This is a genomic window from Peribacillus frigoritolerans, from assembly GCF_030676415.1.
Taxonomy (GTDB): Bacteria; Bacillota; Bacilli; order Bacillales; family DSM-1321; genus Peribacillus; species Peribacillus frigoritolerans_A.
In genome coordinates, this window is the sequence record NZ_JAUUTW010000045.1 from 1 (window position 1) to 23,203 (window position 23,203).

Annotated in this window: 15 protein-coding genes and 1 pseudogene; 8 read left to right on the forward strand and 8 right to left on the reverse strand. The window is 35.7% G+C overall.

Annotated elements, in window-relative coordinates; genetic code table 11:
* Nucleotides 1–246: 246 nt before the first annotated feature.
* On the reverse strand, nucleotides 247–831 hold the full coding sequence (locus Q8G36_RS25830; protein ID WP_305161358.1) for an NAD(P)H-dependent oxidoreductase: 585 nt from the start codon (nucleotides 829–831) through the stop codon (nucleotides 247–249).
* A 147-nt stretch (nucleotides 832–978) separates the two neighbouring features.
* Here Q8G36_RS25830 and Q8G36_RS25835 point away from each other — a divergent pair, with 147 nt between their 5' ends.
* The gene (locus tag Q8G36_RS25835; protein WP_101226027.1) at nucleotides 979–1,329 is read left to right on the forward strand and encodes a winged helix-turn-helix transcriptional regulator; all 351 of its coding nucleotides are present in this window, start codon (nucleotides 979–981) and stop codon (nucleotides 1,327–1,329) included.
* A 569-nt stretch (nucleotides 1,330–1,898) separates the two neighbouring features.
* On the opposite strand, the gene Q8G36_RS25840 is transcribed toward Q8G36_RS25835, so the two are convergent.
* From Q8G36_RS25840 to Q8G36_RS25855, 4 genes are all read right to left on the reverse strand, one after another.
* On the reverse strand, nucleotides 1,899–2,282 hold the full coding sequence (locus tag Q8G36_RS25840) for a VOC family protein (RefSeq protein ID WP_305161359.1): 384 nt from the start codon (nucleotides 2,280–2,282) through the stop codon (nucleotides 1,899–1,901).
* A gap of 108 nt (nucleotides 2,283–2,390) precedes the next feature.
* A complete protein-coding gene (locus Q8G36_RS25845; protein ID WP_063236423.1) occupies nucleotides 2,391–2,669 on the reverse strand; it encodes an ArsR/SmtB family transcription factor in 279 nt (92 codons plus the stop codon).
* A gap of 574 nt (nucleotides 2,670–3,243) precedes the next feature.
* Nucleotides 3,244–5,859, reverse strand: a complete 2,616-nt coding sequence (gene ppsA, locus Q8G36_RS25850) for a phosphoenolpyruvate synthase (protein WP_305161360.1) — start codon at nucleotides 5,857–5,859, stop codon at nucleotides 3,244–3,246.
* Between the two features lie 818 nt (nucleotides 5,860–6,677).
* Entirely contained in the window at nucleotides 6,678–7,163 is a 486-nt protein-coding gene (locus tag Q8G36_RS25855; RefSeq protein WP_305161361.1) for a peptidoglycan-binding domain-containing protein, read from the reverse strand.
* A 419-nt stretch (nucleotides 7,164–7,582) separates the two neighbouring features.
* On the opposite strand from Q8G36_RS25855, the gene Q8G36_RS25860 reads away from it, so the two are divergent.
* The 5 genes and pseudogenes from Q8G36_RS25860 (at nucleotide 7,583) to Q8G36_RS25880 (ending at nucleotide 13,366) form a co-directional block, all read left to right on the forward strand.
* Entirely contained in the window at nucleotides 7,583–7,798 is a 216-nt protein-coding gene (locus tag Q8G36_RS25860) for a hypothetical protein (protein ID WP_305161362.1), read from the forward strand.
* Between the two features lie 857 nt (nucleotides 7,799–8,655).
* Nucleotides 8,656–9,075, forward strand: a pseudogene (locus tag Q8G36_RS25865) (DUF3888 domain-containing protein).
* Between the two features lie 541 nt (nucleotides 9,076–9,616).
* Nucleotides 9,617–11,158 carry a spore germination protein gene (locus tag Q8G36_RS25870; RefSeq protein ID WP_305161364.1) on the forward strand — a complete coding sequence of 514 codons (1,542 nt, stop codon included), beginning with the start codon at nucleotides 9,617–9,619 and terminating at the stop codon, nucleotides 11,156–11,158.
* Entirely contained in the window at nucleotides 11,139–12,242 is a 1,104-nt protein-coding gene (locus Q8G36_RS25875) for a GerAB/ArcD/ProY family transporter (RefSeq protein ID WP_305161365.1), read from the forward strand. The genes Q8G36_RS25870 and Q8G36_RS25875 overlap by 20 nt, the downstream gene beginning before the upstream one ends.
* A complete protein-coding gene (locus tag Q8G36_RS25880) occupies nucleotides 12,239–13,366 on the forward strand; it encodes a Ger(x)C family spore germination protein (RefSeq protein ID WP_305161366.1) in 1,128 nt (375 codons plus the stop codon). Before Q8G36_RS25875 ends, Q8G36_RS25880 begins: the two co-directional genes overlap by 4 nt.
* Nucleotides 13,367–13,838: 472 nt before the next feature.
* Here Q8G36_RS25880 and Q8G36_RS25885 read toward each other — a convergent pair whose 3' ends face one another.
* The 3 genes from Q8G36_RS25885 to Q8G36_RS25895 form a co-directional block, all read right to left on the reverse strand.
* Nucleotides 13,839–14,219 (reverse strand): hypothetical protein, encoded by a 381-nt coding sequence (locus Q8G36_RS25885; RefSeq protein WP_305161367.1) that lies wholly within the window; start codon nucleotides 14,217–14,219, stop codon nucleotides 13,839–13,841.
* 558 nt (nucleotides 14,220–14,777) lie between these two features.
* Complete coding sequence (locus Q8G36_RS25890) at nucleotides 14,778–15,299, reverse strand: hypothetical protein (RefSeq protein ID WP_305161368.1); 522 nt, start codon at nucleotides 15,297–15,299, stop codon at nucleotides 14,778–14,780.
* On the reverse strand, nucleotides 15,292–18,063 hold the full coding sequence (locus Q8G36_RS25895) for a DUF3289 family protein (RefSeq protein WP_305161369.1): 2,772 nt from the start codon (nucleotides 18,061–18,063) through the stop codon (nucleotides 15,292–15,294). The genes Q8G36_RS25890 and Q8G36_RS25895 overlap by 8 nt, the downstream gene beginning before the upstream one ends.
* Before the next feature lie 1,685 nt (nucleotides 18,064–19,748).
* On the opposite strand from Q8G36_RS25895, the gene Q8G36_RS25900 reads away from it, so the two are divergent.
* Both Q8G36_RS25900 and Q8G36_RS25905 read left to right on the forward strand, forming a co-directional pair.
* On the forward strand, nucleotides 19,749–21,383 hold the full coding sequence (locus tag Q8G36_RS25900; RefSeq protein ID WP_305161371.1) for an acetolactate synthase large subunit: 1,635 nt from the start codon (nucleotides 19,749–19,751) through the stop codon (nucleotides 21,381–21,383).
* A 27-nt stretch (nucleotides 21,384–21,410) separates the two neighbouring features.
* Nucleotides 21,411–22,844 (forward strand): aldehyde dehydrogenase family protein, encoded by a 1,434-nt coding sequence (locus tag Q8G36_RS25905; RefSeq protein WP_305161372.1) that lies wholly within the window; start codon nucleotides 21,411–21,413, stop codon nucleotides 22,842–22,844.
* Nucleotides 22,845–23,203: the final 359 nt, after the last annotated feature.

Below are 23,203 nucleotides of genomic sequence, written 5' to 3' on the forward strand. Positions count from 1 at the left end.
TTTGCCGCTTGCTTCCTTCAGATTCCACGTCACCGTGGACACCCTTGCATTAAGCTAACCACTACTACTGCCTTCATGGTTCGGGACTTTCACCCTATAGATTGCACCCATGCCGGGCGCACGAAAAAGCTGCCTTAAAGACAGCTCCGATCTTCGGCTAACGCACCCGTTAGTGAAATAAGAACCTTTCAAATATTAAAAATGACTACCCAGTTATGAGTAGTCATTTTTAATATTTGTATGTGTTTATGAGAAATGGGAATTAATTGTATCTTCAACTTTCTTTAACATACCTTTATATGCTTCTTCATCAAGGTATCCAATACTACCGAATAGTAAATGGTCCACAGGTTCAATTCCAGTAAAATCCCATATTCCAATGTCAGAAGTGACTTTCAAACCTGCTGTCATACCGATTTCATCGTAAACCTCATTAGGAGTACCATGTGTATTGATGATAAAACCTTTTTTACCTTCTAATAACTTAATTACACCTTCTGGTCCAGCAGAATAAGCAAACCCAAATGCAAATACTCGGTCTACATATCCTTTAAGAATAGCTGGAAGACCTGTCCACCAAATAGGGTAAATAAATGTTATTACGTCTGCTTCAGCAATAAATTCTTGTTCAGTTTTAATATCATCAGGAGTTTTTCCTGCTTTCATAGCTGCTGTATCTTCTGGTTTCAGTACAGGTTGAAAATCAAGTGCATATAAATCACGGACAACAACTTCGTGACCATTTTTCTTTAATGTATTGACTGTTGTTCCCAAGATAGAGTGATTTAAGCTTTCAGGGTTTGGATGTGCATAAACAACAAGATGTTTCATTTAAAATAACCTCCAATTATTTAATAACCTTTTATTTGATTACTAATCGTAATCTAATATTATAGTGTTAGACGTTTTTTTAAAAGTAGTCACTTTTTTATAACATAGTCACAAAAATAGTACCATCAAGAAAGAGAGGTATTCATTATGGCACGAAGTAGGTTCGGTGAACCTCCAGAGGACCAAATAGAGGTTTGTCCAGTTACAGAAACTCAAGACATAATTGCAGGAAAATGGAAAATCATTATCTTATGGCATTTAAGCAGACAGACAAGAAGATTTAATGAACTTCAAAGGCTTTTACCTGATATTTCAAAAGGAATACTGACACGTCAGTTGAGAGAATTGGAAGAAGACCAAATGGTTCACAGAGAAGTATATAAAGAAGTTCCTCCAAAGGTAGAATATTCGCTAACATCTTTAGGGAAAAGTTTTATTCCTATACTAGAGAGTATGGGTGAGTGGGGGAAAAAATATAAGGAATTAAGAAAAAGCTAAAGCCTATACTGGTCTTTAGCTTTTTCTTTTTAATTATGTTTGCATGGTTTATCTTAAACTAACCTCCCTCACCATCTATGAGCATGAATCTTTTGCTGTGATTCGCTAGGAAAACTTCTTGAACCCTCATTTACTAAACTTGCCCCCCTATACTAAACATAGTAGACATATTTTCTTAAATCTTCTTAATCATTTTAATATAAAAAAAAGAGAATTAATGGTCGTATATTGAACATTTTATCCTCTAATTATTATAGTATAGTTAATCATTGTTGTGGCGAGTATACAATCCAATCATTAAACTGAGAAAGAATCAAACGAATTCCATCAAGCACTAGTTATCTAGACCTAATTATAAAAAACCTTTATAAATAAAGGAGAGTACATATTAGCATGTATAATATGTACTTGTAGTATGACAACAATGTTATTTAATTTTAAACGTTAAACATATAACCCCGTACAGGGTTAACATAAAGTTGTTTAATTGTTGAAAAAAACACTTCACCCAACTTAAAACATAACAATGAAGCCGTTTAGAACTAGTTTACATCTATTTCTACATAAAGTTACTTCTGCAATATCTGAATAAGGTTTCCACATGTATCGTCGAAGACAGCTATTGTTAATTCACCCATTTTTGTCGGTTCCATGGTAAACTTCACTCCTTTTTCGCTTAATCGTTGATATTCTACGTGAATATCTGCAACCCCAAACATGGTAACTGGGATGCCTTCAGCAAATAACTTCTCTTGATACTCCTTTGCGGCAGGATGCACATTCGGTTCGAGTAAAAGCTCGGTACCGTCATGATCATCGGGAGAAACAAGCGTTATCCACCTAAATTCCCCTGTGGGAACGTCATGCTTTTTTACAAATCCCAGTGTTTCTGAATAAAATTCCAGTGCCTTATCTTGATCTTCTACGAATATACTGGTAACAATGATTTTCATACTGTTTTTGCCTCCTTGATAGTTGTGGTGCATGGTGCTGTGCTAACAATCTGGCTCCAGCAAAACAACCCACACATTAGCCAGAAGTCCTGTTCCGATTTTATAAAATTACTCTATCCATCCTTTTAGCAAATTTTTAAGTGGTTCATTGTTGAATATAAGTACTCGATATTTTCCCTTTCGTTTTGATTTTACGAGCCCTGCATCTTCCAATGCAGAAAGATGTTTAGCTATCGCCTGTCGCGAAATGGAAAGGTCGTGCTTCATAATGAGACGTACCGTAAGTTCATACAACGTCAGCTCGTTGCGTTCGGATAATTCGTCTAATATAAGCCGCCGAGTCGAATCGCCAAGTGCTTTGAATATAGCGTCTTTGTCCCAATTCATATATCGAGTATAAGCAACTCTTCGGTTGCTTGTCAAGAATAAGCAACTGTATGGTTGCATGACAAAGGAACCGTATCATGCAATCTTAACAAGTGAAAAGTCACATAATAGTAGTATGAACCATTATAGAAATTCAAACTGTTTTTCAACAAAAAAGTGCATTAATCCTCCTTGGATCAACACACTAGCTAAATTTATAAGCACCTTGTATGTTTTTTTATTTTTAACACGTTTCTTATTCAACTCCAGTTAGTTTACTTGCATTTATTTACAATCTCATAATTTAAATATCCATCTCATAAGAAGTGTTACTCCATTAAAGGCCAGATTGTTAAATAGCTGACTGGCGTTTTTTAAATGTAGTGTAGTGTTTTAAAAATATTCATTACAATCATTAAAAATAGAAAAAATCCCTGATTTCGATCAAAAAGCAGGGATTTTGGCATTTTAATGGACTTAGAGAAATGAATAAACTTTTGTTGATCATTCAAGAAAAGCACACGTTAGTTGAACAAAAAACCTTAAAACATAAAAATGATTATTCTATAACCTCCATACTTAAGGTATTCAGCAATTACAATATTTCAATATACCCTTCTGTTCCATGCACACGAATTCGTTGCCCGTCCCTTACTAGTTTGGTAGCATTTTCCACCCCAACAACTGCTGGTAAGCCATATTCACGTGCAATAACTGCTCCATGGGTCATCAGTCCACCAACTTCGGTGACTAAGCCTTTTATGGATACAAACAATGGTGTCCAGCTAGGGTCAGTAAAGGAAGTGACTAATATATCTCCATCTTCTAAATCAGCATCTTCCATGTTTAAGATGACACGTGCTCGCCCCTCTATAACTCCGGAAGAAACAGGTAGACCTACAATTGCTTCGGCTGGGAGATTTTCTCGTTTGTACTCACCTACAATGATTTCACCATCAGACGTGATAACACGTGGGGGAGTTAGTTTTTCATATAATTTGTACTCGTCTTTTCGTTTGCTGATGATTTGGTAATCCAGTTTATTTGTGCGCACGCCTTCGTGTAGTTCTTCAAAAGTGAGATAGTATATATCTTCTTTTTCATGAATAACGTTGGCTTGCACGAGTTGTTCGGCTTCTTTCTGTAAAGCCTGCTTATAAACGAAATAGCGATTAACCATGCCGTATTTTGGATATTCCCGATAACCGATGAAATTCCGGATTAGGTCGATCATTCGTATTGTTTCTTTGGCTTTTTGTTCACCATCCGGCAATTGCTTCAATCGATCTACTAACTCTTGTTCTTTTTTCAAAGCTTCCTGTCGCCCTTGCTCAACTTTCCGCTTGCTAGCATTAGGCTCAAAGTTTTTGATATTACTAAGAATCATGGGAACAAGTGTAGTTGGTTTTTCGCTCCAACGAGTTTTAGTAATATCGATTTCTCCGGTACATCGCATTCCGTATTTGCTGAGATAAGCATAGATCGCGTCTTGGGTTTCCTGCCCACCATCAAACTTAACAAGTTCATCCAAAAAGTTATCATCTTTTACATGTTGTAAATAATCAATGACTTCTGGATAAGGACGAATCACATCTGCGACATCCAATAGCGCCAGACCCATTTCCGAAGTAATATTGTTGGGTACAGATTGAGAAAGCGTATCTGCTACGTTTTTTTCACCTAACCACTCGTTCATTTTTTCATTAATCCGTGATGAAGCATCCATAGCAGCCATAATCACACCCAAACTTTGTGGGTCAAATAAAATCTTCTTTAATTGCTGGATATCTTCCAGGATAAAATCAAATAAATCTGATCCTGATTTCGTTTGGATGTTTTGTTTTAACTCTTCTATCGATGTTTGACTGTTCTTAATCAAATCAGAAACTCTTGTCAGATCGTTTCCGATTTGTGCTTGAAAACCCGCAGACGACATACCTTCATTGCTTTTACTGGGACTCAGTTCTTTTTTATCATTTGGTAACGTTTTTATAAAATCTCCTCGCTCTATGATGGTCACAAGTGCGTCTTTGATGAGCGGATCGGATTGTCCCAGGGTGTTTAATATAGTTTCTCTGCTGACAGTTGAAGCCAGCATAGGTGTAACATCAACAAACAGCCTTCCACCAGCTTTACGCATGGGTGCAGGAGTCGTTAAGAGGTAAAAAGACAATCCCAGTGGTTTCATGGGATCGGTCATCATTTGTTGATGACCGACAGATACGTAAACGTGATTTTCTTGATCATTCGCTTCAGGGATCGGGTATAAAGTTGTGATTGGCCTACTCTGGACAATATAAAATGTATCATCAACCAAACACCATTCGATATCTTGCGGGCAACCAAAATAAGCTTCGATCTGTCTTCCTGTGCGTGCTAATTGTAAAATTTGTTGTTCAGTAAGTGTTTGAGTCTTTTGCTGATCGGCATCGATCTGTTGTGTCTCTGTTCCGCCTTCTTTTAGTCCATAGATCGCCAATTTTTTGGTTGCTATCATCTTATCGACGATTTTATCTTCTTGCACCTTATAGCAATCCGCAGATACCAAGCCGGAGACAAGGGCCTCTCCTAGTCCAAAGCTAGCATCGATCGATATTAACATTCGATTGGAAGTAATCGGATCAGCAGTAAATAAAATTCCTGAAGCCTGTGGGAAAATCATCCGTTGAATGATAACGGATAGGTAAACTTGGCTGTGGTCAAATCCATTTTGCATTCGGTAGATTACCGCACGATCCGTAAATAGGGAAGCCCAGCATTTGCTGATATGCTGTAAGATTGCTTCTTTTCCGATGATATTTAAATAGGTATCTTGTTGACCGGCAAAAGAGGCGTGTGGTAAATCTTCAGCAGTTGCACTGGAACGCACTGCATAAGCATGTTCATCGCCAAACTGGGAGAGATAGAGAGCAACAGCCTTCACTACATCGGAAGGAATCTCTACTTCCATAATGATTTTCCGAATCTTCCTGCTGATTTCACCAATTTGATCTCGATCCTCTACTTTTAGCAGTGTTAGTTGATCCAATAATGCGTAGAAGGCTTCGTTTTGTTCGAGGGCTTTTTGATAAGCTTCTGTCGTAACACAAAATCCTTCTGGCACTTGTATTTCATGAATCTTCGATAGTTCCCCTAAATTCGACCCTTTTCCTCCGGCGAGCAAAAGTTGCGTTTTATCGATTTCCCGAAACTCCAGTACATATCGTTTCATTTCTTTCCCTCCCATTTATCGCTCAATACCAAGACGAATCATATGACAAAAATTGATCAACTGATCTACCAATTACGCTGTACACTCGTTCCTGCTCCTGGCGAAAAGTTCCATGTTCATATCAAACACTCCTTTTAAAAAATAAAAATAGGGGGTGACTGAAAAGGATTTTATGATGTCCAATATTAAAAAGCCCACTTTCTTAGTATTAATATTAAGAAAGTGGGCTTTTTCATTTCCCCATTAAAGCGCCCGAATATTGAGGATTTTAAAGAGTGATTTTAAATATTTTACCTTTCCTCACAAATAATTGATTATCACTACTACTTGATATTCTCCAATTTCTGTACTTAAACGGCTGTACAAAGAAAATACCTTTTGATGGCTTGATTTTACATAGATTATTTTAAAATTTTTAGATTTATAGTACGACATGATAATATCCATAAACCATATTTTATGAATAACCTCTATAAATTTTCACCCTTGACCGTGTTCTTATCATACTACTTATAATTATTAAACAATCTGGCCCAATTGTTGAACTAAGATCAAAACGCACTCTTGAACTAATCTACCCCGATAGTTGCATAAAGGTGCCTAAAAGATAGCTCTAATCTTGAGCTAACGCACCAAGTTTAAGACTATTTAAAACTAATCACCTATGACACATCCAAGATTCATTTCAATTGCATAAAGATAAGAAATTTCTGGATCATTGGTAGGACATAACAATCAACTCATTAAAGCTAAAAATAAAAACGTGCCTATTTATGTCACGTTTTTTATTTGAAAGAAATTTTTGGTCCTTCTGTAACTTAATTCGCATACAAGCGATATTGGTCGCTTAAAGTATCCCCATTACCATAAATATAGGCTTTAGAGCCGGATGTATAGGAAGAATTGTCGTACTTCCATTTAATTCTGAGTCCCATGTTTCCGCCTGCTCCATATGTTTCATTAACATTCTTCTTAATATATTGCGAGAAGCTATCCCACGTTCGGGGGCCAACCACACCATCCACTTTCAAGTTGTTTTCTTTTTGATATTTCTTGACACCCGCTTCGGTTTTTGGTCCAAAAATTCCATCTACGTCAACCACTGCTGAATCCGTATAATAACCCATGACATTCAGGATATACTGCATATTTCTGATTTCCACCCCATGAGTGTCCTTTCGCAAAATAGAGTTTTTATCCCAGCTTTCGGGGTGGTGAAACCCTCCAGCTGATGCTGAAGCGGTGGAAAAAGATATTCCAAGGGCCAATGCTAATACTACCAAACTAGTAAGTAATTTCTTCATAGCTCCATCTCCCTCTTTTTTTGTACATCCGAACTACCTTATCATTTCCCCTCAGATTTTATATTTCCCTTCCGACCAATGTCCCGTTTTGAACTTGCTAAACCAAATAGTGATGAACCATAGTCATCGCCGATATCCCGATCAAGCCTTTTAATCTAAATGGAGGTTTTGTACTTGGGCCAATGATTACGGCATCATGGTCATCTAAGAGGTGGTTTTTTCTCTTATGTTGGAAAAACCTTTATATCAACTTGGTTTTTAAGAATGGAGATTGTAAACGTTGGAATGAAAAATAAAAATTAGGTTAGCAAAAAAGTAGCAACCCTGGAAAGTGACGTTATGAAAAAATTGAAAGCCCCCCCCCTTTTCAAGAGGGCATTTTATTAAATTATTCTAACACCTCAGAAGGAGAGATTATCATGAAAATGAAAAAAAACTTAAATCCAATTCAAGCTGCGTTATTAAAGAAACACATAAATAAGTTTGAAGAAAAAAATGGTATTTTAACTGAAGCTTTCACGATTGATGGTGATGCAGGCATGATTTTGTACAGATTTGTGTCTTCGAATAAAACTGTGGAAGGTGCCATGCACGCATACTTTGGTTATGCGAGTCCTTTTGATGAGGGCTTGTGAATTTTAGTATTTTGAGCTATGTTTATTTGAATTTTTCAGGAGTTTTAAACATCGGCCGATTTTAGATGAGAACGATTTAGTCGATCGTTTTGACGAATCTAGAACACGAAAGAGTCTGTATCATGGAAGAGCTCATATTGAAACTTATAAGCGTTTAAAAAACCTAGATAAAAAATAAAAAAATCCGAGAAATGCACCTAAATGTGTACTATATGAAAATAAAACGATTTATTATGATAATGCTGTTAGTTTCTAGTTTCACAATAATTACAAACGTTTCTGCAAACAATAATAAGGAAAACAAAATACCTGATTTTCCCGAAGCAAATAGCTTAAATAACAGATACTTCAGCTATTTTATAACTAATTTATACCACAAGGAAATAATGGAAGCTTTTCAAAGTTAATATAAGAGCAAGAGGTTAAAACCTACTGGCTACAATCCGTCAAGAGCAGACCTAGATTATGGAATGGTATCTATCTATTTTGGTAATGATTTTAGTGAGAAATTCTCAAATATGCTAAAAGTGTCATTTTCACCTTCAACAGATTAAAAAGTGTTAGGTACAGATACTCTTTATTTTGTAGTTGAACCTAGTCGCCAATTGATGAAAGACTTACCGAAAGATTACCCTCGAATCAAGTTGGTGAAATATAAACACAAAGAACCGTAAAAAAATAAGGACACATTCGTGTTCTTATTTTTTTACAGACGACTTCTAGAAAACGTATTTTATCCTTCTTATACAACTAACCTGCCCTTTCATATTGCCCCCGTTCAATAAGCACATACCTTATTCAGAAAAGGTAACAATATTATTTATTAAATAAATTCGTAAAGAGATGTATTAAAGAGAATGGAAAAGAAGCTAATAGCTTTTATAATGTCCCTTGTTCTTATTACTTCTTTTCAAACAACAAACGTTTCATCAGATAAACCAATTCAAAACTCTGAAGAGCTTAGGTTACAGGATATGCTTATGAACATGCTTACTCCTTATATTGAAAAAGAATTGCCTAACTATTATTCCCCGAAGATTTTAAAGGATTTTTCACCTAGTATCGCTCCATGGAAAATTGAAGTGATTGAAACAAGAAGAGTAAATGGCTTCCGTGGCTTCATATTGAAAATTACATTTGAAATAAAGCCTACCGATGGTGGACACTAGGTTCCAATAGGGAAGGACCGAATGACCTATGAAATTTCTTCTGGACCTAGGGTTAAATTGATAAATCACACGCACCTAAAGACTTATGAAATACCACCCGAATCATAAGAACGGTCAATGCTTGATGTTAAGCTTCCACTAAACTGACCAATTCTTCAATATGCAGAGAGCGATCACTATCTTCAGCAATCGCGCCCTTTAAATGAAATAGTGTTCCTTGACTTTTTAAAGTAACTTTATTATTAATCACATAGGTCTACACAAATGTTTTAAAGGATAAATAAAAGCTAAGTGTCAACTTTCGTTTAGGTTGATGCTTAGCTTTTAACACATGCTATCAAATTGAATTCTTTTATTTGAGTATTTCTGTGACCCTTCTTCAATTAAAGCGCTTTTACTTACTCCTATATATTTTAATTTCATTCTGAGTTTTTAAGAATTATTTTACGCAAACCCAGCAACTATAATTATTCGTTGCTAGGCTAGAGTTTATTTAATTCAATAACAAGACTGTCTCGTGCTGCTTAATTAAACAATGAAGATTTTGACAAGGATTCATATCAAAATCCATTCATTATTATTATTTGGTACATACATTGATAATTATTGGAGAAAATACCCTATAAATAAATATAGGAGCTTAAATTTAATGAAGTTCATTAAACATTTATTAAAATATAACAAGGTAAATAATGACTATCTTTCTTCAAAGCAAATACCTCAACCCTCTAAAGAAGTTTTCTCTAAAGTTAATGAAAATATCTCCACAATAAAACAAATCTTTTCTAACACAGAAGATTTAGTTGTAAAGGAATTAAAAACGGAAACAGTACGAGGTGTACTTATTTATCTCGAAACTATGGTAGATAAAGAAAAAATACAAAGAGACGCTTTGAAACCTTGTTTAGAATCGAATTCAGAAACAATTCAAAAGGTGCTTAGTACTAATTTTCAGGCTTCAACAGTTTTCAATCAGGTCGAGGATGCACTTTTAAAAGGCTCTTGTGTTTTGAGTTTAGATGGTTATGAAAAGCTTTATTTGGTTGATGTCTCTATGTCTAAGGACCGTTCTGTTACAGAACCAGAAAACGAAAAGATTGTTCAGGGTTCTCATGATGGATTTATTGAAAACCTTTTAACGAACCTTCATTTACTTAGAAAAACAATGAAAAGTCCTCATCTGCGCATGAAATATTTCCCAGTCGGAATACAAGTTAAATCAAAAATAGCACTTGTGTATTTAAATAATCTTGCAAATGAAGAAGTAATCTTTGAATTTGAACGCAGATTAAATTCCATTTCGATGGATAACGTTTTAAATATTGGATTCTTGGAGGAATTAATAGAAGATTCTACAATATCACCTTTTCCTCAATTATTAAATACAGAAAGAGTAGATCGTGTAATTGGACATTTAAATGAAGGCAGAGTTGCTGTCTTCATGGATGGAAACCCAACTGCTTTACTTTTGCCGGTTACATTTTTTGCTTTTTATCAATCACCTGACGATTATAATTCTCGATGGATGATTGGTACGTTTATCCGTTCAATTCGACATGCAAGTTTTTTGATCTCGATTCTATTGCCAGCTTTTTATATTGCTGTTATTGCATTTCACTTTGAAGTGCTGCCTGACGAACTTGTAAACCCTGTCGGAAGTTCAATTAATAAAATTCCTTTTCCCCCATTAATCGAAGCATTACTTATGGAATTAACCATTGAGTTGATTCGCGAAGCTGGAATACGTCTTCCCTCAAGAATTGGCCAAACAATTGGGATAGTTGGAGGCCTTGTTATTGGGGACGCCATCGTTCAAGCAGGGCTTATCTCGACTACTATGATTGTCGTTGTTGCCTTAACTGCTATTTCTTCTTTTTGTGTTCCATCACATGGAATGAGCGACGCAGTTCGATTGTTACGTTATCCGTTCATGTTTCTGGCTGCCTCATTTGGATTCGTTGGAATAGTCTTTGGTTTTATTGTGCTTTTAGCTCATTTATGCAAGTTAGAGTCATTTGGTACACCCTACTTTGCTCCACTTGCTCCACTTAGAATAAAAGACATCAAGGATACTTTTTTGCGTTTGCCAATTTGGAAATTGAATACACGACCTTTAGATTCACATCCTAAACATATTAAACAACAAAATTTTTCAAGGGGATGGAAATCCAATGATAACAAAAGAAAGTAGTATTTCAAAAACACAGCTTTTATTTATGATCATTCAATCTCAAATCGGAGTTGGAATTTTATCATTACCTCATGATGTCTCATTAATTTCTAAGAATGATGGGTGGATATCTATTTTAATTGCAGGACTAATCATACAAGTCATTATTTTGGTATTATGGGGGCTTTGCAGAAGATTTCCATCTTTAACAATTTATGAAATCATTCCTTATATACTAGGGAAAAGGCTAGGAAAGGCCGTCATTTTATGTTACATCCTGTACTTTGTTGTTACAGGCAGTTTAGTTTTATCCCGTTTTAGTCAAATCATCGATATATGGATCTTACAAAGGACGCCAAACTGGATATTAATTTTATTAATGTTAGGAGTTTGCGTATATCTTGTTAAAGATAATTTACGAAGCATGGCTCGTTTTTATGTACTCGTTACTCCATTGTTAATTATTCTATTTGGTCTAATTACATATTCGCTAAAAGATGCTAATTTTTTATATCTATTGCCAATTGGTCAATCCGGCCTATCAAATATGATAAAGGGTTCTAAAGAAGCAACATTTTCGATGTTAGGGTTTGAGTTTATGCTTTTTCTCTACCCTTATGTAAAAGCATCTGAAACCCGTAAACTAATTGCGATTTCATCTGCCCATCTTTTCGTAACTCTATTTTATACATATCTGGTGTTTGCTAGTCTGGTCTTTTTCGAAACTAGGCAAGATCTATATCTTACTCCACAGCCTTTATTGTATATGATCAAAGCCTATTCCTTTCAAATCATCGAACGAATCGATTTATTTTTCTTATCTATCTGGATGATATCTGTTGCTACATCTATTGCAACCTGGCTTTTTCTTTCTTCACATGGCCTTAAATACCTTTTTGAACGTGCCAATCATGCTGCATTTCTTCCATACACTGCCGGGATTATTTTTATTATTGCTCTTCTTCCCAACAATGAAACTGACCTTGAAAAATTTAATAAGCTTATGGAACCTGCACATTTTAGCTTTATTGTGGTCATACCATTATGTTTATTTTTGCTTTCATTTTTCCTTCCTAATAAAAGACATGGAGATTATAATGTATGAAAATCAAAAGGTTATTTATGATTAGTATATGTTTATTGTTAATAACAGGGTGCTGGGATCAAAATTTAATGAAAGATGCTACTTTAATACAAACTATAACTTTTGATCAGACTGATGAAGGGGAATTTTTATTAGGATTTGCAATACCAAATATATATAGAAACTCAATGGATTCAGGACAAGAAACTGAAGCTATTAATAGTGAAAATTTATCTACAGTGGCAAATACTCCAAGAGAAGGACGCATAAAATTAAATACAGAGATACCCGGTAATTTAGATTCTTCGAAAAATAAACTTGTATTATTCGGTGAACAATTTGCAAAAGGTGACATTTATCCTTCTTTAGATGTAATTTGGCGCGATCCCCGAAGTTCCTTAAGTGCTAAATTAGCAGTAGTAAAAGGAAAAGCATTTGATACACTCAGTATTCAACCTAGAGTAGAATCAAACATTAGTCAAAACATCTTATATCTAATCCGAAGTACTGAAACAAATACAATCATTCCTGATGAAAGCATCCAGACTCTGGCTTCAGAGATACTTGATCCAGGTGAAGATATTGTCCTTCCCTTATTAAAGATAGGTCGTAATGGTACTACTATAGATGTGGCAGGTGTAGCATTATTTGATGAAAGGAAATTATCAGGAACTCTATCCCAAGAAGAATCCACTCTTTTTCTTTTACTAAATAATAAGCAAAGTAAATATGCGCGTTTCACAAAATATGTAAATGGAAATAAAGAATTAAAAATGAATAATTTTATTTCTCTGAATGTCGATCATATTAAACGGAAGTTAAATGTTTCTGTGAATGACAGAGGAGAAGTTTTTGTAAATTTAAACTTACATTTAAAAGTAATAGTAGAAGAATATCCTATAGGGAATGTACCTAAGAAAGTTGATCAACTAAACAATAAATTATCAAATACCTTTACTAATAATGCTGAAGAAGTAATTAAAAAACTACAAAAAGCCAACTGTGATGCGTTTGGTATTGGAAGAAGACTGATCGCTTTTCATCATGATACCTGGAAAGAAAAAGATAAGACAAACTATTTTAAAGATGTTAAATTCAAATCAAAGGTAGATGTGGAGATTATCCAACATGGTATTGTTAAATAAATCAATAATATAGAAAGAATAATTAACTGCATCATAACTAATTAAGTCGTGATATAGGTTAAATTTTGGAGTCAAGGAGTAAAAGGAACTTTTTTATGTAGGCTTTTATACATCGCTGGTAAATCAACGTTTTCGGCTACTTTAGAACAATGTTAGCTACATAAAAAAGTGAAGTAATATCCAACCTCTTACTCCATTAAATGGCCCAATTGTTGAATAAAGATCAAACAGTACTCTTCACTATCGTACCCCGATAGTTGCATAAAGTAAAAGCTGCCTTAAGACAGCTCCAATCTTTAGCTAACGCACCTAGTGTTCAACAAGAAGGAAAAATCCACTTACATCACTATACAGCTAATTTTGTAAACAAAAAGAGCGTTACCCCTTTTGGTCAACGCTCTAAAATCGATTAACATACATTAATAACTAATACATGAACCTATTCGACCTATGCCAAGCATAAATTTCAATATCAATCTTCATTCTCTTCTTCTTCATATAAATCGTGTTCACCAACATAAATTGGGCCGTTTGCATAATCAATTCTGATTGGCCATTCATACGGAACCGATAAACGGCTTGCTACCCCTCTCCAAAATTTACTCGAATCGGTTTCAAAATCTTGAAACTCTTTTAATAGTTCTTTATATGACGCACCGTCAAATTGTATATTCATTTCCTGCAACCTCATGAAAGCCATATGTCTAATTTCAAGCTCTGCTGCCTTTTCCATTTCTTCTTCAGTTGCCACTTCGATAATGGTTCCTGGCGGGGGTAAAATAGCGTAGATATTTTCTACTTCTTCTCCGATTTCTTGTGCGGGAATCAATTTATTCCGAATCCGATTAAGCATAAAGTCAACTCCTAATGGTTTTCATCTATTATATATAAGTCTATCGAGCTGCGTAAACTATTACTCTTCATGTTCAAATAACGGACCTGTTAGTTTAATAATCTCGTTTAAATTTGAAAGGATTGAACTAAACATTCCTCATCATCAACAATTTTCTTTTGCTCTTTAAAATCTATATTAAGCTCACTAAAAATCCTTCTCCAAAATACACTGGATTTTCGCTCTATTAAAGAACAAAATGACTTTCCAAGATATTTTTTAAAATTTATATTTAACTAAATAGAACAAAACCTTCCAAATAAGAGTCTGAAGGAAGGTTATTTGGTATGCCTATTTTTAGTATTTCACGTATGTTTTTATCTTTTTATAGGTAAAATTCGACAAACTATTAGCTGGTTTAGTTTAAATGCATTTCTTCACAATATCCATTTATCTTACTAGACGATACTAAATAATCTGGCCCTATACATAAAGAAAGGGCGCAATTCTTACTCCTGAATTGCGCCCTTTAACGGAACAAAGAAAAAATTAATTTAAAAATAGGGTATGGATAGTGTATCACTCAACAAGTTGATCCTCAATAAAATGCATCCTCTTAATTACCTTTCCTTCCTTATTTTTATCATAAACATTGTATTGTTTTTGTGGTTCAGCATCTGACCAAATTATATATGCAATTAGATCATTCTTATGATGTTCTAGCCGATCTGTATTCATGTAACTTTCATCAAGCTGCCAGTCTCTTGGCAAATCCTCACTTTCCCTATAAAAGGACATATCAAAAATCCTGTTTTTGCCTTCAATTACTTTCATTTCTTCTTCAACTGGATGTTCCTTACTGTATTTTTCAATTAATTCTTTCAATTCAATTAGATCTTTTGGTGGATTTAGAATCATATAATGCTTTTTTACAGTCACCTCTTCTTCATCCTTTTTACCAAAGATCTCTTCTGTATTGTCAATTTCGAAAATCTTTGTTTCCCCACTTGATTCCTCATTCTTTTTACATCCAATTAAGTTTAATGGAATTAAGAATATACAAATCATTAAAACTATAATTTTAAAATTAACTTTAATCACTCAATTTCCCCTCAAATGGGACATCCATTTCCATTACAGTAACAAAGGGCTTATATTTCCCATTATATTCATCATAATGCTGTAAGACAAACCAGGAACGGAATCCTGCTAAGTTGACATACTCCTTCTCAACATCTGGCCGATCCAACCCAAAATGATCATATAAACGAACACGCATGACTCCTTTAAAGTGATTATTCTCTACAGAAAAATCTTTTACGGATACCGTATTCCCCCAAGTATCATTTACTGTAATTGTAAGTCCACCTACTCGATCACTCCAAGTGCTAAACGTCGGATAACTAGCATTTCTCTGTATCAAATTATAAAATTCATTTGTATTCTTTGTACTTTTATCCAACTTAAGTGCTGCCAAATTACCTCCATTTTTCTCTAGCTCATCCACTAAGGCATTTTTGACAAATTCAACATAGGATTTCGTTGTTTCATGCTCACTCGCTTCTTTAGTTAAAGTCTGGTTTCTGTACTCTTTACCTGTTCCCTCTCTAAAATGATTAATCATATCTAAAATAACATCTTCCATATCTCCCATGGAAAACAAGCTTGTTGACATATCCTCGAACTCATAAAAGAGAATACTTGGGAAATAAGATTCAAGTAATTGGAATCTGAACATCCAGCTAATGTCTTTTATTTCATCTTCTGTATAATCATTTGTTTTCATATCATTCGCTACATTTCCATTTTCATCATAGCCTTCTGGTCTATCTGATTGATAAATTTCTGTATCGGTAAAATCAGAGTACAACGGTCTCAAATCCTCATTATCAAACTTTCCATCTCCGTCACTATCTTTTCGGTCAGGGAAACTGGTTGGAAAGAAACCTTCAAAATGAATTTCAACTCCAAAAATTTCTACCGTGAATGATTTCAATTGCCCCATTTCTTGCCCATCGGTTAATCCATCTCCGTCACTATCTTTCTTGTTGGGATCTGAGTGAATTATACCGTATGGTGTTTTCATTCCTTCAACTTCATAGATGTCGTATAAGCCATCCCCATCTGAATCTGTTATATCAATTTCTACATCACTCGATATACCATCTTCGGCATCTCTTCCTACATCCCCTACTGTCTTCGTTGCAAGATTGTTAAGTTGACCTTTATTTACATCATGCGTCCTTGAGTAGTCTATTTCCCGTTTCCATAGCTCCAACCATTTTGCCTTATCAACAACCAGATATTCACCTAAGTGAGTAGTTTCCACACTTATTTTATTTTTACTTGTATCTAACACAGCGTTAAGGCTTTCAAACATTTCCTCGTCTTCATTGTACCAAATGATGGCTAGATCATCTTCCAACGTGTCTCCTAGCTTCGCTTCATCATAAGTAAACTGAATCCTTGCTTTCTCAAATTCCGATTGCGTATTGATGCTTACAGGAGAACCAATAATACCGTGTAAATTAGTTGTTTTAATATTTATGTTGTTTGTACTGCTAATTCTAGTTGTTTTATTAATATTATCCTTTGCACTAAACCCAACTTCTACGCTTTTAATTTCTGATTTATCAGCCTGAATCAATGATTTACTAATCGATTGTTTATAGAGTTCTTGTGAATCCTCGCTTCCGTCATTGTCGCTGTCTGCAGCATTCGGATTTGTCTTTAAAGCATATTCATCTCCATCACTTAACCCATCGTTATCTGTATCATGCTTATTAGGTAATGAATCGAACTGATGTACTTCAAATCCGTCAGTTAAACCATCTTGGTCTGAATCTCCCTTAATCAAATTTGTTTGATTAGCTTGCTCGTCTTTATTACTCAGGCCGTCTTCATCGATATCTTCATCTGCATCACTTATTCCATTACGATCTGAATCATATTTTGTCGGGGAAATAATTGATTTAACCTCATATTCAATATTGTCCTTCAATCCATCACCATCTGTATCCTTTTTAAATGGATTCATTCCCTCTAGGAATTCTATTCCATCTGTTATAGTATCACCATCCGTGTCAGAGGTAGATTCAAAGAATTCTGTGTTAAATGAATAGCCCGCTTTTTCAAGTCCGAATAACACTTGTTTATATGCATTTTGATAGGATTTTGATGCAGGGATAGCTAGATCTTTTTCTAGGAACTCATTACCTTTTTCAGACATTTTCCCAGCGTTATTCAAATGGGCTTTTAGTTTATTTCCTTTGTGATCTGCTTGATCGGAGATATCCTTTAAGATGCCGATAGCATTTTTATTGACAATTTTATCCGATAAATAAAAATTAAAGAGTATATCTGCAAGTAATACTTCAGTTGGTTCATTAAAATCGTTTTTTGTTACATACCCCCATAGACATATGGTTAACTTATGTTTGATTTCCAAGAGCCGATCACTTTTAAGAACCGACTCTTGTATATACTCCTCTTGAACAGCTTGTTCATATTGGTTAATCAATTGTTGAAGTACATCAAGTTCATTAATATCTTTTTGTTTAAAGTCTCCGTTTTCATCAATTTCCGCTATCAGTTTAGAATCAAACTTAGCATTAGTTTCTTTTATGACTGTCGCGAAACGCTTTAATTCATTTATTGCAGTTTGATCATAGATTTTTGCAATTCTGGTGTCCTCATAGAATTCATATTCACTTAACCACTGTTTTACATTTTGCTCACTAGAATTCTTATATTTTCCTTGATTAGCATGGTTATTGCCCTTGGCAACCGCCGCTTGCCCAGATCCGCCGAAAATCATTGCAAAGATCAATAAAAAACTCAACATACTTTTTACTTTATTTTTCAAAGTGATAATCTCCTCTATAAAAATATTAATTTAACCTATATACGATATCATGGTTCCCACCCAAAGGAATATTGTCAAAATCCTTGAGTTAATGTCATTAAATCAACTCCTTTACAAGCGTTATTTTCTAATAGCAACTAGTTAGTACCCATCAAAAGTATATAATGGGAATGTATTCCAAACAACATGAATACTGAATATTCCGAAAATTATTAAATCAGAAAGACACCTAATATTTAAGTGCCTTGTCTTTTTAAATTTACCGAACATAAATAAATCTTTGACCCAATATATTTTCGGCCTGTAAACCAATGAATGAATCCCGTTTCGCTCCTCAACCGTTTATATGAAACGTGTCAGGGGATGATGCTTTTTGGTCCTTAGACTGTGGCGAAAATGCAAAAAGCATTGAAGAACATAAAATAAACAGTAACAGCTCTTATAGTTCCTTGAGGGATAAATTCATTTTTTCTCCTTTCCTCCCTAAAAAATAATTTTATCAACTAAGTATTAGTTTACAGATTAAAAATGTGGATTATAAGGTAAATATTTCCTAATATTTTTATCAGACTTATGAATTAATGATCTTTCTTTAGAGATTGTATAGCCAATTTTCTTTAAAACTTTTGTTCAAGAAAATGGCCCTTTAACGGAACAACTCTATTGTTACACAACAATTCCCTCATCCACCTTTTGATTCAGATGTACTTTCCTTTCACTATAAGAAAACCCCTTTAAATAACCATTCAAAGGGGCAAAGCATCGTAACTTTTTTGCAAACATCGCGACTTTATTTAAAATATCGCATCTTTTTTATAAACATCGTGACTTTATTTTAACTCCACACTATGTACAATTTTAGATTACATTTCTTTAGCCATTGCAGGTTTACTATGTAACCGATGTACGAACAAAAAAACCTTCAATTAAAGGTCTTTACTCATATGAGGAACAATGTGGATAAAGGCCCCTCCGTTAATGTATGGATAAGACCATTTCTCATCATCTGTAACCCACTGATTTTTCTTTAAATCAAAGGATTCATAATCATCGTGAAGAGAAAAGTAGGCTGGCAATTTGATTGCTTGTCCATCTGGCGCTAATGCCGTTTCCAATAATCCATAAGAAAAAGCTGCCTTAAAGACAGCTCCGATCTTCAGCTAACGACATGTTAGTTGAAGTAATTTTAATTTCGTATAAAAATGCCTTCTTCATCGAAATCATATTTTGAATCAAACCCAATTTCATCACGCATATACTTTGCGCTTTTAACAATATCTTCGTAGTCATACCTTGAAAATGGCTTCCCTTCAGTTCCCTCGTCAAATAAATATTTTAATTCCGGGCTGGCTTTTTCTAAAAAATAGCGCTCCCTGCTTGGTTCTGGATAATTCCGTAGTATGGCGTGATGCTTCTGATTCGGTCAAATATTAATAAATAGATAAAAAAAGACAAGCGCTATTACAACAAGTGCAACAGTAATAAATGAGATGATAATTAATCGACTTGCGATATTCATGTTACCCTTCCTAGTTATGACTATTGAGGTTAATTTACTTGAACCTAAATTTCTTTATACATAGTTGCAAATGTTCGAAATGGTTTTATATACGCAAGTACATAATTTCTAGTGGGCAAAGCCAACATATAGGGAAAGAAATTGAAATGGTCGAGGAGGGAATAATTTGAAGGCATCTGATTTGTTTGTAAGATGTTTAGAGAATGAAGGGGTTCAGTATATTTTTGGGATACCTGGTGAGGAAAATACGGATCTTATTGATTCACTAATAAGCTCTGATATTAAATTTATCTTGGTTCATCATGAACAAGCTGCAGCTTTTATGGCAGACATCTATGGCCGGCTAACTGGAAAGCCTGGCGTCTGTTTGGGCACTTTGGGACCGGGTGCAACTAATTTATTGACAGGGATAGGAAGTGCTTATCTGGATTATTCCCCTGTTGTCGCGATTACCGGTCAGGCGGGCCTTGATCGAATTCATAAGGAGTCGCATCAATATGTGGACATTATTGGGGTTTTTAATGAAGTAACGAAATGGAATCAACAAATTAAGGTACCGCATACGATTCCGGAAATTATCCGTAAAGCATTTAAAACTGCAGTCATAGAAAAGCCGGGAGCTGTTCATATAGAACTCCCGGAAGATGTGGCGATGATGGATACAGAAGGTGAACCTCTTCCGGTTACACTAATTCCTAGATCCCGTCCAGCCGAGGAAGAAATCAAAAAAGCCGTCGAATTAATAAATCGCGCTAAAAAGCCTATTATTCTAGCTGGTAATGGCGTAGTCCGTGATCGAGCTGCTGAGTCCTTACGGAAATTTGCAGAAGAGAAGCAAATACCCGTTGTGAATTCGTTCATGGCCAAAGGAGTTTTACCTTCTAACCATCCATTGACCCTTTTTACAGTAGGGATGCAAGCAAGGGATTATGTTCTATGCGGGTTTGATTTGGCGGATCTTATTATCACCGTAGGCTATGATTTCGTCGAGTATTTACCAAAGTATTGGAACGATGAGGCAATGAATCCGATTATTCATATCGATGCTCGACCGGCTGAGATTGATGCTTATTATCCCGTTCAAGCTGAATTGGTCGGGAACGTTACGGAGGCACTTGAAGCCTTGACCACTGGTGTTGCAAAAAAAGAGCTTTGGCCAGAAATGAAAAGGTTAAGGTCTCAAATCATTGAAAAATTCCATTCTTCTGATGATGTATCTGGAAGTCCTGTCATCCCTCAGCGAATTATCGCCGATTTGAAAAGGGCGGAAAAGGGTAATGCCATTGTCATTTCGGATGTGGGTGCCCATAAATTATGGATTGCCCGGATGTATCAGCCGGAAATGCCTAACCACACTATCATTTCTAATGGCTTTGCATCGATGGGAATTGCCATTCCGGGCGCAATTGCAGCCAAACTGGCAAAGCCTGATAAACCTGTCATTGCTGTTACAGGGGATGGTGGATTTCTGATGAATGGGGTTGAATTGGCAACTGCAAAACGTCTTGGTCTTGCCTTCGTGATAGTCATTTTCCATGATTCAAAATACGGCCTAATTGAGTGGAAGCAATTGAATAAATTTGATCGTACGAATGCGATTGAATTTACAGACCCAGACTTTTTAGGGTTCGCAAAAAGTTTTGGGGTTAAAGGAGTGAAAGTAACCCACTCCGATGAATTGCTTCATGCATTAGAAGAAGCGATTTCGAGTCAGGAAATTGTCTTGATTGATGTGGATGTCGATTATTCGGAAAATGTAAAGCTCTCGAAAACACTAGGTGATTATATTTGTAAATTATAAAAGCAGCTATTATTGGAGGGATTTCTGATGAAGAAAAAGTGGCAATTGTGGATTGGTGGTAAATGGCGGGAGGCTAAATCATATGAGCCATTATATAATCCCCATACAAACGAAGAAATTGCACAAATCGGACAGGCTGAACCAGCGGATGCCGTTGAAGCGATTGTTGAGGCAAATGCAGCTTTTCAGAAATACCGATCCTACCCGGCTCATGTACGAGCGGAAATTTTATTTAAAGCTGCCGCAATCATGGAAGAACGCAGTGAAGAACTTGCGAAAATCATTTCTCTAGAGGCGGCGAAAACGATTCGAAATGCTCGTGAAGAAATGAATCGTACGGTTCAGACCTATCGTTTTGCTGCAGAAGCGTCAAAGAACAATTATGGAGAACAAATCCCGATGGATGCGGCAGTGGGTGGGGTAAACCGTTTTGGCTTCACGGTTCGCACCCCAATTGGCGTCGTTACGGCGATTACCCCATTTAACTTTCCATTTAATCTGGTCGCCCATAAAGTTGGTCCAGCCATTGCGGCTGGAAATTCGATTGTGTTAAAACCTGCCGAACAAACCCCGTTGAGTGCACTGGTTTTGGCCGATATTTTTAAAGAAGCAGGGTTGCCAGATGGAGTATTGAACATCATACCGGGCAAAGGTGATGTTTTAAGTGAAGCCTTGACGACCCATCCACATGTAAAAAAAGTGACTTTTACTGGCAGTGTAGAGGTCGGACACCTTATCCAGCAGCAGGCAGGTTTCCGTAAGCTTACCCTTGAGCTCGGATCCAATTCGCCGTTCATCATTGATGAAGGAGTCGACATCGATAAAATTATTCAAAGAAGTGTGATGGGTTCATTTACGAATAATGGGCAGGTGTGTATCTCGATTCAACGAATTTATGTCCACAAATCACTATACCAACAATTTTTAGATCGATTCGTAAGTACAACAAAACAGCTAGTCATCGGTTCTCCACTGGAGGAAAATACAAATATTACAGCGGTTATTTCAAAAAAATCATTGGAACGGTTACAAAGTTGGATTGACGAGGCAGTACAGGAAGGAGCAAAAATTGAGTGCGGCGGTACAGTGGAAGGCAATGTACTATTACCTACCGTCTTAACCAATGTAAATCGTGACTCAAAGGTATTTCGTTTCGAAGTATTTGGTCCAATTGTCTGCATTTTCCCATTCGATACGCTGGATGATGCCATCAATGATGCAAATGATTCGCGTTACGGATTGAACTCAGGAGTGATGACACCGAGTATAGAACGGGCTTTTTATGCGGCGGAACGCTTGGAAACAGGTGGGGTCGTAATCAATGATATCCCAACTTATCGGATTGATAATATGCCTTATGGTGGCTGGAAGGACAGCGGTGTTGGCCGAGAAGGCGTCAAATATGCGATGCAGGAAATGATGGAGCAGAAGTTTATCAGCTTTAAAATAAGCGACGAATGACCATTGGTAAAAATTATAACCCCGTAGTATATGAGGCGGCGATATCTAAAAGATTTCGCCTTCTTGTTTTGTCGTAAATTGATGTTTTTATTGTAGCATTTGTTCTTAGTATTAATGGGCACAATCAGAAATTATAATTTCCTTAACGTTGTAAATCCGGATTTTCCTGACTGTACCCCTATAGGGTTAACTCATCACTAAAATAAATCATTCAGCATGGCAAATCCAGCCCGCAAAAAGTCCGGCTTCTTCCAATAATAGCCTTTCAATTTGATTTTCAGGAATAAAAGAAATTTTCATGATGCTTTTGTTAACAATATCGATAATATATCGGTTTTTGAGTTCATCCTCATCTAATT

Coding starts and splice junctions, on each gene's coding strand:
- Q8G36_RS25845 (WP_063236423.1), bottom strand. CDS start 2,669: ATGAATTGGGACAAAGACGCTATATTCAAAGCACTTGGCGATTCGACT.
- Q8G36_RS25880 (WP_305161366.1), top strand. CDS start 12,239: ATGAAAATCAAAAGGTTATTTATGATTAGTATATGTTTATTGTTAATA.
- ppsA (WP_305161360.1), bottom strand. CDS start 5,859: ATGAAACGATATGTACTGGAGTTTCGGGAAATCGATAAAACGCAACTT.
- Q8G36_RS25870 (WP_305161364.1), top strand. CDS start 9,617: ATGAAGTTCATTAAACATTTATTAAAATATAACAAGGTAAATAATGAC.
- Q8G36_RS25840 (WP_305161359.1), bottom strand. CDS start 2,282: ATGAAAATCATTGTTACCAGTATATTCGTAGAAGATCAAGATAAGGCA.
- Q8G36_RS25905 (WP_305161372.1), top strand. CDS start 21,411: ATGAAGAAAAAGTGGCAATTGTGGATTGGTGGTAAATGGCGGGAGGCT.
- Q8G36_RS25875 (WP_305161365.1), top strand. CDS start 11,139: ATGATAACAAAAGAAAGTAGTATTTCAAAAACACAGCTTTTATTTATG.
- Q8G36_RS25860 (WP_305161362.1), top strand. CDS start 7,583: ATGAAAATGAAAAAAAACTTAAATCCAATTCAAGCTGCGTTATTAAAG.
- Q8G36_RS25855 (WP_305161361.1), bottom strand. CDS start 7,163: ATGAAGAAATTACTTACTAGTTTGGTAGTATTAGCATTGGCCCTTGGA.
- Q8G36_RS25885 (WP_305161367.1), bottom strand. CDS start 14,219: ATGCTTAATCGGATTCGGAATAAATTGATTCCCGCACAAGAAATCGGA.
- Q8G36_RS25835 (WP_101226027.1), top strand. CDS start 979: ATGGCACGAAGTAGGTTCGGTGAACCTCCAGAGGACCAAATAGAGGTT.
- Q8G36_RS25830 (WP_305161358.1), bottom strand. CDS start 831: ATGAAACATCTTGTTGTTTATGCACATCCAAACCCTGAAAGCTTAAAT.